The sequence below is a fragment of the Embleya sp. NPDC056575 genome, assembly GCF_042793325.1.
GTDB lineage: Bacteria > Actinomycetota > Actinomycetes > Streptomycetales > Streptomycetaceae > Embleya.
This window is the reverse complement of the sequence record NZ_JBHTVA010000012.1, coordinates 128,598-143,240: the sequence shown is the minus strand read 5'-3', so window position 1 is coordinate 143,240 and position 14,643 is coordinate 128,598. Positions and strand designations below refer to the sequence as shown.

Sequence of the window (14,643 nt, the reverse complement as noted above, 5' to 3'; positions counted from 1 at the left end):
GGGGACGAAAGCGATCACCCCGCCGGGTTGCCGAGGAAGGCAACCCGACGGGGTGTCGGTCGTTCGGGGCTCCCGGGCCGCGTCGCCCGGAAGCCCGGGCGCACCGCCCGGACGGTCAGGCGAGCGCGACCAGGTCGGCGTAGTCCTCGCTCCACAGGTCCTCGACGCCGTCCGGAAGCAGGATGATCCGCTCCGGCTGCAGTGCCTCCACCGCGCCCTCGTCGTGGGTGACGAGCACCACGGCGCCCTCGTAGGTGCGCAGGGCGTCCAGCACCTCGGCGCGGCTGGCCGGGTCGAGGTTGTTGGTCGGCTCGTCCAGGAGCAGCACATTGGCCTTGGAGACCACGAGCGTCGCGAGCGCGAGCCGGGTCTTCTCGCCGCCGGAGAGCACACCGGCCGGCTTGTCCACGTCGTCGCCGGAGAACAGGAAGGAGCCGAGCACCTTGCGCACCTCGACCAGATCGAGGTCGGGCGAGGACGAGCGCATGTTCTCCAGGACCGTGCGCTCCGGGTCCAGCGTCTCGTGTTCCTGTGCGTAGTAACCGAGTTGCAGGCCGTGGCCCGGCTCGACCTTGCCGGTGTCCGGGTCCTCGACGCCGCCGAGCAGCCGCAGCAGCGTGGTCTTGCCCGCGCCGTTGAGCCCCAGGATGACCACGCGCGAGCCCTTGTCGATGGCCAGGTCGACGTCGGTGAAGATCTCCAGCGAGCCGTACGACTTGGACAGCCCGGTCGCCATCAGCGGGGTCTTGCCGCAGGGGGCGGGCTTGGGGAAGCGCAGCTTGGCGACCTTGTCCGACTTGCGCTCGCTCTCCAGGCCGGAGAGCAGCTTCTCGGCCCGGCGGGCCATGTTCTGCGCGGCCACCGTCTTGGTCGCCTTGGCGCGCATCTTGTCGGCCTGCGAGAAGAGTTGGTCGGCCTTCTTCTCGGCGTTGGCCCGCTCGCGCTTGCGGCGGCGCTCGTCGGTCTCGCGCTGGAGCTTGTAGGCGTTCCAGCCGACGTTGTAGATGTCGATCGTGGTGCGGTTGGCGTCCAGGTAGAACACCTTGTTGACGCACGCCTCCATCAGGCCGACATCGTGGCTGATCACGATGAAGCCGCCCTTGTACGTCTTGAGGAAGTCGCGCAGCCAACCGATCGAGTCGGCGTCGAGGTGGTTGGTGGGCTCGTCGAGGAGCAGCGTGTCGGCGTCGGAGAACAGGATCCGGGCCAGCTCGACCCGGCGCCGCTGGCCACCGGAGAGCGTGTGCAGTTCCTGGCCCAGGATCCGGTCCGGCAGCCCGAGGCTGGCCGCGATGGTGGCCGCCTCGGCCTCGGCCGCGTAGCCGCCCTTGGTCAGGAACTCGGTCTCCAGGCGCGAATACCGGCGCATCGCCTTGGCCGCGGTCTCGCCGCTGGCGCTGGCCATCATGCCCTCGGCCTCGCGCATCCCGGAGAGCGCGACGTCCAGGCCGCGCGCGGACAGGATCCGGTCCCGGGCCAGCACGTCCAGGTCGCCGGTGCGCGGGTCCTGCGGCAGGTAGCCGACCTCGCCGGTGCGGGTGATGGTCCCGGCCGCGGGCTGGGTCTCCCCGGCCAGCGTCTTGGTGAGCGTGGTCTTGCCGGCACCGTTGCGGCCGACCAGGCCGATCCGGTCGCCGGCCGCGACCCGGAAGGAGGCCGGCTCGAGGAGGATGCGGGCACCGGCCCGCAGTTCGACGTTGGTTGCGTTGATCATGAAGGACTGGGCTCCCGGTCGGGGACTGACGAAGACGGACGATCGTGCGGGGCTCGCTGGGAAGCCGCACCGCGCTAAGGCCGCTCGCGGGGATATCCAGGGAAACCGACCATGGCCACGAGTCTACGGGAGCCGTCGGAACGAATTTCCGGGCATCCTCCCGGCGCGAAGACGACGGACGCGATAAAACCCGCGAAAGGGGATATCCGCCACCCGACGTCTATTCCCTGGCGCCTTGGCGGTCGCACGATGCGGTTCGACGACGATGCGGATCCGGACACGTCCCAGATCGAGGACGAGCGCGGCCCGGGGGGGCGGCGGCGCGGCGGGCCTGATCGCCGTGGTCCTCGGCCTGATCTTCGGCCCGAGCCCGAACCAGCTCGGCCTGAGCGGCGGGGGCGGGGGCGGGGGTGGCGCCGCGCCGGCGGACAATCGCGCGCTCCGGGACTCGTGCCACAAGGGCACCGACGCCAACGCGCGCGACGACTGCCGGATCGTCGGGGTGGTGAACAGCGTGCAGGCGTACTGGACGGACGACTACCGGCGTCGGGGCACGACGTACAAGCCGGCGCCGACCCGGTTCTTCACCGGCAGCACCTCGACCGCGTGCGGCGGCGCCACCTCGGCGGTGGGCCCCTTCTACTGTCCCGGCGACCGCAGGGTCTACATCGACTTGGGCTTCTTCAACGAGCTGCGCACCAAATTCGGCGCCGAGGGCGGGCCGTTCGCCGAGGCGTACGTGCCGGCCCACGAGTACGGCCACCACATCCAGGACCTCACCGGCCGGATGGCCAGGGTCGGCAACGACCGCCAGGGCCCGCAGAGCGGCTCGGTCCGCCTCGAACTCCAGGCCGACTGCTACGCCGGCGTCTGGGCCCAACACGCGACCACACCCCCGGGGCCCTGATCACCAACCTGCCCCCCAGGACATCGCCGACGGCCTCGACGCGGCGGCAGCGGTGGGCGACGACCCCATCCAGCAGGAATTCCAGGGCCGCGTAACCCCGGAAACCTGGACCCACGGCTCAGCCACCCAACGCCAACAGTGGTTCCAAACCGGCTACACCACAGGCGACCCAACCAAATGCGACACCTTCACCAGCCGCATCCAACCAACCCAAACCCCCAAGCCCCCCACCCCAACCCGGCCCGCACTCGAGGCCACCGCAACCAACACCCAACGAGGACCAAACCACCTCAGCCCGGCCGGCGCTTGAGGCCACCCCAACCCCACCAAAGCCCGACGCCGGCCGAACACACCTCAGCCCCGCCGGCGTTTAACGCACTTCAGCCCGGCCGGCGCTTGAGGCCACCCCAACCCAGCCGAAGCCCGACGCCGGTCGAACCCACCTCAGCCCGGCCGGCGTTTAACGCACTTCAGCCCGGCCGGCGCTTGAGGCCACCCCAACCCCACCAAAGCCCAACGCCGGCCGAACACACCTCAGCCCGGCCGGCGCTTGAGGCCAAACTCAGGCCGCAGCCCGAGCGCGATCCACGATGTCCTCCGCATCGGCGACAGCCGAAAGATGCCGCGCCATCCGAACCCGCACATCCCGCCCCCCGCCATCGGCGACAAGCAACGAAACCCAGGCGGCGGAAGCCTCGAGCGCAGCCCGCGCACTGGCCGCGGCCGCAGCCAGATACGGCAGCACATCGTCGTCCGCCCCATCCCGCACCGTACCCGCGAGCCCGATCACATCCGCCGCCAACGCCGCGACCCGCAAAGGCACTTCGGCGGAATCCACCCCCGACCCAGACCGATCCGAAACCTCCCGCGCCGCATGGCCCGCGCGCATGGCCCGCTCCCGCATCCGCCCCGCTTCGGCCCGCGCCGCCCGCATCGTCTCCTCCGCGTCGGTGGTGTGCAGGGCGAGTGCGGCGGCCCGCTCGACGAGCGCGGCGGCCTGCGCGGCCTGGAGCGCGGCGGCAGCCCCCCGCACCCGGACGTCGGGACTGGCCAGTCGGTCGAGGTGTTCCCCGATGGTCTGTTCGCGCAACGGATCCTCCTTGCACACGTGTACAGGCGATCGAAATCGTTCCTGCCAGGGTGCACGGCAGACGCCAATTGCGCCATTTTTTGCGCTTATTGGTTCGACCCACCCACACCCGGGTACGCCCTCGCCCACCTTCGACCGACCGACCGACCGCTCGACCAACGAACCGCCCGACCCGAAGCCGACTCACTCCACCGTCTTCACGTCACACCACACGACCTTGCCATCCGGTACCGGATAGCTCCCCCACTCCTCGGCCATCGCCTCCACGAGCAACAACCCGCGACCATGCTCGTCCAGCAGGTCCACCGCGCCCCCCGCTTCGGGAAGCGCCGTGTCGTCGTCCACCACCGCGATCCGGATCGAGTTCTCCCGACGCAGCACGGCGACCGCGACCGTACGCCCCCGCGTCGAGTGCTGGACCGCGTTGGTCACCAGTTCGGAGAGCAGCAGTTCGAGGGTGTCCACGGGTGCGCGCGGAACCCGCTCCGCAAGCACCGCGCGTAGCGCGTGTCGGGCGCGAGGTACGGCCTCGACGGTGGCCGACAGACGCAGCGACAACAACAGCGGGCCGGCCGGAGACTCCCCGAATCGCGGCGATGATGCGATTTCGCCCACGTCTCCCCCTGTCTCCCCTGGTGGCGCGGATGAGGCGGCCGGAGGCATCGGCGACCTTTGTCCAAACTAGCCGTCCTTGTCTCCGCTGTTGGTGAGATCGACTTCTTTCCCCCTGGTGAAACATGGCGCGGGCCGGCGATGGACGCACGGGCGGCGCTCGATCGGCGCACACGGTGGTGGAAAGCGTCGCCCGACGCCCGAGGAGCGGTTCCCGGCCGGGCCGGCGGGGTAGCGATCCCCGACGACAGCCGCCCCGGGCCACCGGCTCGAAGTCGTCGCGTGACCCTCGTCGCACGGCTCGAACCCCGGCTCGGGGAACCAACCGAACCGCCGTTTCGTCCCGCAAACAGACGGCAACGACCCGGGACCCCCCGGTGCCGGCTCGCCACCCGACCGTCGGGATCGCGACCGGAGAGTTCCACCGGCTCCCGGTGTGAGGTGCGGCGAGGCGCCGCATCACGCACCACACCGCACACCGGAGCCGGTGAACCCTTCCGGCCGGGGTACTAACGTCGGGGTTACCGACCGCGTCACGGAGGACCTGCATGCAGCCCCGGCTCCAGGCCACTCTGGCCGATTTCGTGCCCGCCCTGCGCTTCGTCGCGCCCGAACTCGTCGCCGACTACCTCGAGCACGACGATCTGCCCGCCGCGTGGTGGATGAGCGTGCCGGTGGTGCGTGCCGCCGACACCTTCGGCCGGGACGAACTGCCGGGCCGGCTCGCCGATCTCGCCTACACCGAGCTGCGGCACCTGCGCCTGGGCGACCTGCTGCCCGGGGCGTGGCTGGCGCGCAACGGCTTCCGGCTGTCCCAGTGGCCCGACGGCGCGCGGACCAACGTGATGGTGCGCACCCCCGACTGGGCGGACCTGCTCACCACGACGGTGCGCGAGGTCGGCGACTGGACCCAGATCGGCACCTCGACCGTGCGGCCGCTGGTGGCCCGGCTGTTCGAGGAGGTCCTGGGACTGCTGCCGCAGGACGACGAATCGGTCGACGTGGACGCGCTGTTCGACGCGTCCGGCCCGGCGGCGATGCCCGCGCCGGCCCCCGCCCCGGAGCCGGCCGCCGACCCGGAACCCGAGCCGGAGCCGGCGCCCGCCGCGGCGACCGTGATCCCGCCGGCCCCGGAGGACGGCGACTGGGACAACCCGGACGAATGGGGCGACCTGGACGACGAGGAGCTGCGTCCGGTCAAGTTGCCCGAGCCGTTGACCGCCGAACTGGGCACCGTGGTGCGCTGGCTGGCCGAACAGGCGCCGGACGTACCGCTGATGGCGCAGCTCGCACAGGTCACCCTGGAGACCGCGGCCGTGGTCGGCCTGGAGGACGCCACGGACGAGGTGCGGAGCGCGTTGACCGCGCTGCTCACCCAGGTGCCGTCCGGGCTGCGTGCGTCGCTGGCACTGCCGCCGGCCCCCGCCGCGACCGAACCGGAGCCGGCCGCCGCCGAGGCGCCCGACGCCGATGACGATGTCGCCGACTCCGACGACGACGATGCGTCCGACGCGGGCCGGGACGCCTACGGGGAGGTCCCGCCGACCACGCGGGCGAGCCTGCCCTCCGTCGCGGCGCCCGCTCCCGAGCGCGCGTCGGCCGCCGAGGCCCGCACGGAACCGATCCCCGAGGTCGCCGCCCCGACCGGCGCCAGGCCGGTGCCGAAGATCCGCACCACGGACACGTCCGAGGACCGCCGGCCGCACCCGGTCCCGCCGGCGGAGGAGCCCACCATCGACGAGGCGCCCGGCGTGGACGCGTTCGGCGAGACGCCGCCGATGACCGTCGCCGACGTCCCGATCCCCGCGCTCACCCGCAAGGGCAAGCGCACGGCCCCGCCGACCCGCTCCGAGTCGCGCGCCGAGAGCGCCGAGAGCGCCGACCCGAACGAGGAGGGCGGCCGGGACGCGTTCGGCGAGGTCCCGCCGCCCACCGCCGGCGCGGTCCCGGCGGTCGGCGAGGCCGCCGTGCCGCGCACCCCCGAGGGACTGCGCATCCCGCCCCGACCGAGCCACCCGCCGCGTTCCGGGCCGCCGGCCGACGCGGCCGCGGCGGTTGTACCGTCGGTGCCCGCGCCGCCGGACCCGTCCGCCGTGCCGCACACCAACCGGGGGACGAAGGCGAAGGCGGCCGACCCCGAGGCCACCGTCGAGATGGTGCCCGGCACGCTGCCGGCCGCGCCCGCCGAGGACGTCACGATGCTCGTCGACCGGCCGCAGTCGCGCGCCGGCGAGCCCGGCGGCGGCGACCTCGTCGTCGTCCTGGCGACCTGGTTCCCGGCGAGCGAGCCGCGCCGTCGGGTACTCGCCCGGGACCGGCTGTTCACCGACGAGCCCCGCGAACTGGATTCACTGGCCGCCGAGTTCGGCACCTCGCCGGCCGAGGTCAAGATCCTGGAGCGGGACCTGCGGCGCAACCTGGACGAGCGCATCGGCCGCTCCGACGGCGCGCCGGTCCGGGTGCACCTGAGCTTCGTCCGGGACCGGCTCGGCGTCCTGACCACGGTGTCCGAACTGCGCACACTGCACCCCAAGCACACCGAGACCGTGCCGGGTCTGGAGGTCCAGGTCTGGCAGGTCCTGCGCGGCCTGCTCGGCCTGCACACCTCGGTCGACGGCTGGTTGTCGAGCGCGCCGCTGGGCGAGTTGTCCGACCGTACCCAGGCCACCCTGGACGCGGCCTGCGCTCACGGCCCGGTCCCGCTGGCCGCGCTGGAGCGGGACCTGACCGCGATGGGCGTCCGCCCGCCGCTGCAGGCCGCCTGGATCGCCCGCCTGGAGGGCTTCCAGGTGGAGAACGGCCAGGTGCTGTCCCGCTCGGCGGACACCCTGGAGCGGCCGGCCCAGAAGAGCGGGTCGGCACCGATCGGCGATCCGTCCCGGACCGCGGGCTGCTTCCGCGAGGACACCGGCGCGTGGGCGTTCCGGGTGGACGTGTCCACCGCGATGCTCGAAGGCGAGCCGGTCAAGGTGCCGGCGGCGTTCGCCCAATCCCTCGGCGTCACCCCGGGCGGCCAGGTCCGGCTGCACCACGGTCACGGCCCCGCCGCACTGCGCTGGTCCGACACGCCCTACCTGGTGTCCCTGCGCGCGATCCTGGCCGGCCTGTCCGCACACGAGGGCGACATGGTCTTCATCTCGTCGATCCACCAGGGCCGCCTGGAGGCCCGTCTGGTCCGCGGCGACGCCACGGTCCGCCTCCCCCGCTGGGCACGAGCCCTGCGCCACACCGGCGTGGACCCGGTCCCGGAGCAGGTGAACCTCCCCGAACTCCTGGGCGCCAGAATCGGCCTCGACCCAGCCATCGACCTCAAGGCCGTCCTGCACCACCTACAACAACGGGGCGACACGGACATCCTCGAACTCCTGGGCGTCTCCCAACCCCGCCAATAACCCGAACCGGCGCCGGTCGGACCCAAAAGGCCCGCCCGGCGCCAATCACCACACGCCAAAACCCAAAGCCGGCACCTGAAGCCAAACAGCCAGGCCGGCGTTTGAGGCCACTTCAGCCGACCAACACCCGACGCCGGCCGAAAACCCAACCCAGCCCGGCCGGCGTTTGAGGCCAAACAGCCCGGCCGGCGTTTGAGGCCGCCTCGGCCGCAGGCCGGGCCAACCGCCCGCCGCACGGCCCGAGCGCGGCCCAGGAGCTACAGGTTGAACCCCAGCGCCCGCAGCTGCTCACGCCCGTCGTCGGTGATCTTGTCCGGCCCCCACGGCGGCATCCAGACCCAGTTGATCCGCATGTCCGCCACGATCCCCTCCGTGGCGGTCCGCGTCTGGTCCTCGATCACATCCGTGAGCGGACAGGCCGCACTGGTCAACGTCATGTCGATCGTGGCGATGTTCGCGTCGTCGACATGCACGCCGTACACCAGGCCCAGATCGACCACGTTGATCCCGAGCTCGGGGTCGACGACGTCGTACATCGCCTCGGTGACGTCCTCCGGCGTGGCCACACCGGCCGCCTGGGTCTCGGTCATTTCTGCCCTTCCGTCGTCTGCAGCGCCTGCGCGGTGGCGTCCTTGAAGGCCATCCAGCCCAGCAGCGCGCACTTGACGCGGGCCGGGTACTTGCTGACGCCGACGAACGCCACGGCGTCCTCCAGAACGTCCTCGTCCGGCTCGCCCTGCCCCTTGGACTGCATCAGCGCGAGGAACTCGTCCCCGGCGTGCATCGCGTCCTCGATCGTGTGCCCGATCACCAGGTCGGTCATCACCGACGCGCTGGCCTGGCTGATCGAACAGCCCTGGCCCTCGTAGCTGACGTCGAGAACCTTCCCGCCGTCCAGCTTCACGCGCAGCGTGACCTCGTCCCCACAAGTCGGGTTGACGTGGTGGACCTGGGTGTCGAACGGGTCCCGCAGTCCCTTGTTATGCGGATGCCGGTAATGGTCCAGGATGATCTCCTGGTACATCCCGTCAAGCTTCATCTTCGCCTCCCCCCGTATCAGCCGAAGAACCGACGAACATGTTCCAGCCCCGCCACGAGCGCGTCGACCTCGGCCGGCGTGGAGTACAGGTAGAACGAGGCGCGGGTGGTCGCCGGCACGCCGTAGCGCAGGCAGACCGGACGGGCGCAGTGGTGCCCGACCCGGACCGCGATGCCCTGTTCGTCGAGCACCTGGCCCACGTCGTGCGGGTGGATGTCGCCGAAGGTGAAGGAGATCGCCGCCGCGCGGGCCACGTTGTCGGCCGGGCCGATGATCTTCAGCCCCTCGACGCTGTTCAGCGCGTCGACCGCGTATCCCGTGAGCGCGTGCTCGTGCGCGGCGATCCGGTCCATGCCGATCGCCGACAGGTAGTCGATGGCCGCACCGAGCCCGACCGCCTCCGCGATCGGGGGTGTGCCGGCCTCGAACTTGTGCGGCGCGGGCGCGTACGTGGACGCGCTCATCGTGACGGTCTCGATCATCTCGCCACCGCCCAGGAACGGCGGCAGCTCCTCCAACAGACCGAGCCGGCCCCACAGCACGCCGATCCCGGTCGGGCCGCACATCTTGTGGCCGGTGAACGCGACGAAGTCGGCGCCGAGCGCCTGCACGTCGAGCACCATGTGCGGCGCGGCCTGCGACGCGTCGACCACGACCAGGGCGCCGACGTCGTGCGCGCGGCGCACGATCGGGTCCAGGTCGTTGACCGTGCCGAGGATGTTCGAGGTGTGCACGACCGAGACGACCTTGGTCTCCTCGGTGATCACCTGCTCGATGTTCGACAGGTCGAGCCGGCCGTCGTCGGTGAGACCGAACCACTTGAGCTGGGCACCGGTGCGCTGCGCGAGCAGCTGCCACGGCACGATGTTCGAGTGGTGCTCCATCTCGGTGATCACCACGTCGGCGCCCACGCCCACCTTGAACGGCTCGTCCGCCCAGGTCAGCATGTTCGCGACGAGGTTGATCGCCTCGGAGGAGTTCTTGGTGAAGACGATCTCGTCCCGGCTGGGCGCGTTGATGAACGCCGCGACCTTGTCCCGCGCGCCCTCGTACAGCGCGGTGGCCTCCTCGGCCAGCACGTGCACGCCGCGGTGCACGTTCGCGTTGCTGTTCGCGTAGTAGTGCGTCATGGCGTCGATCACCTGACGCGGGGTCTGCGACGTCGCCGCGTTGTCGAGGTAGACGAGCGGTCGGTCGTCGTGCAGGAGCCGTTCGAGGATCGGGAAATCCTTGCGGATCGTGTCCGTGTCGAGCAGCCCCGGCAGGTGCAGTGTCATGCAGACTCCCCCTTGCCGGTGTACGCCTCGTAGCCCTCGTCCTCCAGCTTGTCGGCGAGCTCGGCACCGCCGGACTCGACGATCCGGCCGCCCGCGAAGACGTGCACGTGGTCAGGCTTGATGTACTTCAGGATGCGGGTGTAGTGGGTGATCAGCAGGGTGCCGATCTGCCCGGTGGCCTGCACGCGGTTGACGCCCTCGGAGACCACGCGCAGCGCGTCGACGTCCAGACCGGAGTCGGTCTCGTCGAGGATCGCGATCTTCGGCCGCAGCAGCTCCAGCTGCAGGATCTCGTGGCGCTTCTTCTCGCCGCCGGAGAAGCCCTCGTTGACGTTGCGCTCGGCGAAGGAGGGGTCCATCTGGAGGCGCTCCATGGCCTCCTTGACCTCCTTGATCCACAGCCGCAGCTTGGGGGCCTCGCCGCGGGTGGCGGTGGCGGCGGTGCGCAGGAAGTTGGACACCGAGACGCCGGCGACCTCGACGGGGTACTGCATGGCCAGGAACAGGCCGGCGCGGGCCCGCTCGTCGACGGTCATGGACAGCACGTCCGCGCCGTCGAGCAGCACGCTGCCGCCGGTGACCTGGTACTTGGGGTGTCCCGCGACCGAGTACGCCAGCGTCGACTTGCCGGAGCCGTTGGGGCCCATGATGGCGTGGGTCTCGCCCTGCTTCACGGTCAGGTCGACGCCGCGCAGGATCTCGCGCGGACCGTTCTCGGCGTCCACACTGACGTGCAGGTCGCGGATCTCAAGCGTTGCCATAACGGACTCAGGACTCCTGGTTCACTTCGACGTAGACGGCGCCGCCGTCGATCTTCACGGGGTATACGGGGACCGGCAGGTTCGCCGGGGGGCCCGAGGGGCGACCGGTGCGCAGGTCGAAGCGCGAGCCGTGCAGCCAGCACTCGATCGCGCAGTCCTCGACCTCGCCCTCGGACAGCGAGACGTTGGCGTGCGAGCACACGTCGTTGATCGCGTACACGTCGCCCTCGGTGCGCACGAGGGTCACCGGGACGTCGTCGAGCACGACGCGCACCGGTGTGTCCTCGTGCAGGTCGCCCTCGGCGCAGGCCTTGAGGTAGCTCATCGGGCGCCGCCCTCGAGCCGGGCCTCGATCTGCTTCATCAGCCGCTCCTGGAGGTCGGCGATGCCGACCCGGGCGATCACCTCGGCGAAGAAGCCGCGCACCACCAGGCGGCGGGCCTCGTCGGCCGGGATGCCGCGCGACTGGAGGTAGAACAGCTGCTCGTCGTCGAAGCGGCCGGTCGCGCTGGCGTGTCCGGCGCCGGCGATCTCGCCGGTCTCGATCTCCAGGTTGGGCACCGAGTCGGCGCGGGCGCCGTCGGTGAGCACCAGGTTGCGGTTCAGCTCGTAGGTGTCGGTGCCCTCGGCCGCGGCGCGGATGAGCACGTCGCCGATCCACACGGTGTGTGCGTCGGCGCCCTGCAGGGCCCCCTTGTAGGTGACCAGGCTGCGGCACTGCGGCACGTCGTGGTCGACGAACAGGCGGTGCTCGAGGTGTTGGCCGGCGTCGGCGAAGTACACGCCGTACAGCTCGGCGTCGCCGCCCGGGGCGTCGTAGACCACGCGCGGGAAGAGCCGGACCAGGTCGCCGCCGAGGGTGACCACCACGGAGGTGAAGGACGCGTCGCGGCCCACCCGGGCCAGGTGTGCGCCCACGTGCACCGAGTCGGCGTCCCAGTCCTGGATCGAGACGACCTTGAGCTTCGCGCCGTCGCCGACGATGAACTCGACGTTTTGCGCGAAGGTGGTGGAGCCGGCGTGGTCGAGCACCACGGTCGCCTCGGCGAACCGCTGGAGCTCGATGGCGAGGTGCCCGAACGCGGTGCCGCCGGCGCCGCGCAGGTCGATCACGATCGGCTCGGCGAGCTGGGTGTCCTTGCCGACCACGACGAGGGTGGCCTTCTCGAACGAGCTGTACGCCTGGGCCGCGACCCGGTCGACGGGTTTGCCGGCCCGACCGATGCGCGCGTCGGAGCGGTCGACCGTCTCGACGGTGACGCCCTCGGGGGCGGTCACCGAGACGGTGACCTCGCCGCGCTCGGCCGCGGCCGCGGTGCCGTCGTGCAGACCGCGCAGGCGGGCCAGCGGGGTGAACCGCCAGTCCTCCTCACGGCCGGTCGGCACGGCGAAGTCGGCCACGTCGTAGGACGCGGCGGCGACCTGGCGGGCGTCGGCGGGCTGGGCGACCGAGCGGCCGGTGCCGGGGCCCGCGAGCACGTTCTCGGCCCCGGCCTCGCGCACGGCGATCGATCCGGCGGTGGTGCTACCGGGAGTGTTGGTGTTCGCAGCCATGGACTAGCCCACAGCCCCTTCCATCTGAAGCTCGATCAGGCGGTTCAACTCGAGGGCGTACTCCATGGGCAGTTCGCGCGCGATGGGCTCGACGAACCCGCGCACGATCATCGCCATGGCCTCGTCCTCGGTCATGCCGCGGCTCATGAGGTAGAACAGCTGGTCGTCGGAGATCTTCGAGACGGTCGCCTCGTGACCCATCGACACGTCGTCCTCGCGGACGTCGACGTACGGGTAGGTGTCCGAGCGGCTGATCGTGTCCACGAGCAGCGCGTCGCACTTGACCGACGAGGTCGAGCCGTGCGCGCCCTCCTCGATCTGCACGAGGCCGCGGTAGGAGGTGCGACCACCGCCGCGCGCCACCGACTTGGACACGATGTTGGACGAGGTGTTCGGGGCGCAGTGCACCATCTTCGAACCCGCGTCCTGGTGCTGGCCCTCGCCCGCGAAGGCGATCGACAACGTCTCGCCCTTGGCGTGCTCGCCGAGCAGCCACACGGCCGGGTACTTCATGGTGACCTTGGAACCGATGTTGCCGTCGATCCACTCCATCGTGGCGCCCTCGTGGGCCACCGCGCGCTTGGTCACCAGGTTGTACACGTTGTTCGACCAGTTCTGGATGGTCGTGTAGCGCACCCGGGCGTTCTTCTTGACCACGATCTCGACCACGGCCGAGTGCAGCGAGTCCGACTTGTAGATCGGCGCCGTGCAGCCCTCGACGTAGTGCACGTAGGAGCCCTCGTCCGCGATGATCAGCGTGCGCTCGAACTGGCCCATGTTCTCGGTGTTGATCCGGAAGTAGGCCTGGAGCGGGATCTCCACGTGCACGCCCGGCGGGACGTAGATGAACGAGCCGCCCGACCACACCGCGGTGTTCAGCGCGGAGAACTTGTTGTCGCCGGTCGGGATGACCGAGCCGAAGTATTCCTTGAACAGCTCCGGGTGCTCGCGCAGCCCGGTGTCGGTGTCCAGGAAGATGACGCCCTGCTCCTCCAGGTCCTCGCGGATCTGGTGGTAGACGACCTCGGACTCGTACTGGGCGGCGACGCCCGCGACCAGGCGCTGCTTCTCCGCCTCCGGGATGCCGAGCCGGTCGTAGGTGTTCTTGATGTCCTCGGGCAGGTCCTCCCACGAGGCGGCCTGCTTCTCCGTGGAGCGGACGAAGTACTTGATGTTGTCGAAGTCGATGCCGGAGAGGTCGGAGCCCCAGGTCGGCATGGGCTTCTTGGCGAAGAGCCGAAGGCCCTTCATGCGCTGCTTCAACATCCACTCGGGCTCGGACTTCTTCGCCGAGATGTCGGCGACGACCTCCTCGGAGATGCCCCGGCGCGCGGAGGCGCCGGCGGTGTCCGAGTCGGCCCAGCCGTACTCGTAGGTGCCCAGGCCCTCGAGCTCGGGGCGAGCGTCGGTGGTCATGAAGTAGTCCTCCCGGAAGCCGGGTCGGCGGCGGTCGATTCCCGCGAACGGGAAGGGCCCCGGCGCGGCGGATTCTGGTCTTCGCTGGTTTTCGAAACGGAGGGTGCGGCCGGCGGACCGGACGAGCCGGTCCTGCGACCGGTCGGACCGGCCGTTTCAGCCTGTACAGCGGGAACGTGCGTGGTGCAGACGCCGTCGCCGTGGGCGATGGTCGCCAGCCGTTGCACGTGCGTACCGAGAAGGCGCGCGAACACCTCGGCCTCGGCCTCGCAGAGCTGTGGGAACCGCTCGGCGACGTGTGCCACCGGACAGTGGTGCTGGCAAAGCTGCTCTCCGCCGGGTGCGGGCCGCGCACTCGCGGCATACCCGTCGGCGGACAGCGCCTCGGCCAGCGCTCGGGCCCGCTCCCCGCTGGGCGCGGACTCGACCGAGGGACGATACCTCTCCTCGCGGGCGGCAAGCCGCTCACGGGCGAAAGTCGCCACCGCCTCGGTGCCGAGCCGTTCGGCCACGAAGCTCAGCGCCTCGGCCGCCAGCTCGTCGTATTCCTGGTGGAAACCGGAGCGGCCGGCGTCGGTCAGCGCGAACAGCTTGGCCGGACGGCCCCGGCCCCGGCGCCCGTAGACGCGCTGCTCACCGGCCACCAGCACACCCTCGGCCAGTAGTGCGTCGAGGTGGCGACGCACACCCGCCGGGGTCAGCTCCAGCCGCTCGGCCAGGTCCGCCGCGGTGGACGGACCGTGTTCGACGATCGACCGGGTGACCCGGTGCCGGGTGCCCTCGTGGCCCTCGTGTTCGGGCGTGCCGGCACCCGGGACGGTCGCCCGCCTCGGTGCCTCTTCGCTCGTCCGCGCGTTTTCCACAACACCATTGTTGCGTTA

Annotated in this window: 12 protein-coding genes and 1 pseudogene; 2 read left to right on the top strand and 11 right to left on the bottom strand. The window is 71.0% G+C overall.

Features of this window, described 5'->3' with window-relative positions; all coding sequences use genetic code 11:
- Nucleotides 1-115: 115 nt before the first annotated feature.
- Nucleotides 116-1,714: an ABC-F family ATP-binding cassette domain-containing protein gene (locus ACFRCG_RS12220; RefSeq protein ID WP_380030736.1), complete on the bottom strand. Its 1,599-nt coding sequence runs from the start codon at nucleotides 1,712-1,714 to the stop codon at nucleotides 116-118.
- Between the two features lie 249 nt (nucleotides 1,715-1,963).
- Here ACFRCG_RS12220 and ACFRCG_RS12215 point away from each other — a divergent pair.
- Nucleotides 1,964-2,811: pseudogene (locus ACFRCG_RS12215) on the top strand (neutral zinc metallopeptidase); the annotation flags it as partial.
- 372 nt (nucleotides 2,812-3,183) lie between these two features.
- On the opposite strand, the gene ACFRCG_RS12210 reads toward ACFRCG_RS12215, so the two are convergent.
- Both ACFRCG_RS12210 and ACFRCG_RS12205 read right to left on the bottom strand, forming a co-directional pair.
- Nucleotides 3,184-3,711, bottom strand: coding sequence for a hypothetical protein (locus ACFRCG_RS12210; protein WP_380030735.1), 528 nt, complete (start codon nucleotides 3,709-3,711; stop codon nucleotides 3,184-3,186).
- 183 nt (nucleotides 3,712-3,894) lie between these two features.
- A complete protein-coding gene (locus tag ACFRCG_RS12205) occupies nucleotides 3,895-4,326 on the bottom strand; it encodes an ATP-binding protein (RefSeq protein ID WP_380030734.1) in 432 nt (143 codons plus the stop codon).
- Between the two features lie 545 nt (nucleotides 4,327-4,871).
- Here ACFRCG_RS12205 and ACFRCG_RS12200 point away from each other — a divergent pair.
- Nucleotides 4,872-7,715, top strand: coding sequence for a hypothetical protein (locus ACFRCG_RS12200; RefSeq protein WP_380030733.1), 2,844 nt, complete (start codon nucleotides 4,872-4,874; stop codon nucleotides 7,713-7,715).
- A 257-nt stretch (nucleotides 7,716-7,972) separates the two neighbouring features.
- Here the strand turns inward: ACFRCG_RS12200 and ACFRCG_RS12195 are convergent, their stop codons facing one another.
- The 8 genes from ACFRCG_RS12195 to ACFRCG_RS12160 are packed head-to-tail and all read right to left on the bottom strand — an operon-like array spanning nucleotide 7,973 to nucleotide 14,625.
- On the bottom strand, nucleotides 7,973-8,305 hold the full coding sequence (locus ACFRCG_RS12195) for a metal-sulfur cluster assembly factor (RefSeq protein ID WP_078977703.1): 333 nt from the start codon (nucleotides 8,303-8,305) through the stop codon (nucleotides 7,973-7,975).
- Nucleotides 8,302-8,754 carry a Fe-S cluster assembly sulfur transfer protein SufU gene (gene sufU, locus ACFRCG_RS12190; protein WP_380030732.1) on the bottom strand — a complete coding sequence of 151 codons (453 nt, stop codon included), beginning with the start codon at nucleotides 8,752-8,754 and terminating at the stop codon, nucleotides 8,302-8,304. Before sufU ends, ACFRCG_RS12195 begins: the two co-directional genes overlap by 4 nt.
- Nucleotides 8,755-8,771: 17 nt before the next feature.
- Complete coding sequence (locus ACFRCG_RS12185) at nucleotides 8,772-10,031, bottom strand: cysteine desulfurase (protein WP_380030731.1); 1,260 nt, start codon at nucleotides 10,029-10,031, stop codon at nucleotides 8,772-8,774.
- Entirely contained in the window at nucleotides 10,028-10,792 is a 765-nt protein-coding gene (gene sufC / locus ACFRCG_RS12180) for a Fe-S cluster assembly ATPase SufC (protein ID WP_380011234.1), read from the bottom strand. The genes ACFRCG_RS12185 and sufC overlap by 4 nt, the downstream gene beginning before the upstream one ends.
- 7 nt (nucleotides 10,793-10,799) lie before the next feature.
- Complete coding sequence (locus ACFRCG_RS12175; protein WP_380030730.1) at nucleotides 10,800-11,117, bottom strand: non-heme iron oxygenase ferredoxin subunit; 318 nt, start codon at nucleotides 11,115-11,117, stop codon at nucleotides 10,800-10,802.
- Nucleotides 11,114-12,346, bottom strand: coding sequence for a Fe-S cluster assembly protein SufD (sufD, locus tag ACFRCG_RS12170; protein ID WP_380030729.1), 1,233 nt, complete (start codon nucleotides 12,344-12,346; stop codon nucleotides 11,114-11,116). The genes ACFRCG_RS12175 and sufD overlap by 4 nt, the downstream gene beginning before the upstream one ends.
- Nucleotides 12,347-12,349: 3 nt before the next feature.
- Nucleotides 12,350-13,762 (bottom strand): Fe-S cluster assembly protein SufB, encoded by a 1,413-nt coding sequence (gene sufB / locus ACFRCG_RS12165; RefSeq protein WP_380030728.1) that lies wholly within the window; start codon nucleotides 13,760-13,762, stop codon nucleotides 12,350-12,352.
- Complete coding sequence (locus tag ACFRCG_RS12160) at nucleotides 13,759-14,625, bottom strand: helix-turn-helix transcriptional regulator (protein WP_380030727.1); 867 nt, start codon at nucleotides 14,623-14,625, stop codon at nucleotides 13,759-13,761. Before ACFRCG_RS12160 ends, sufB begins: the two co-directional genes overlap by 4 nt.
- Nucleotides 14,626-14,643: the final 18 nt, after the last annotated feature.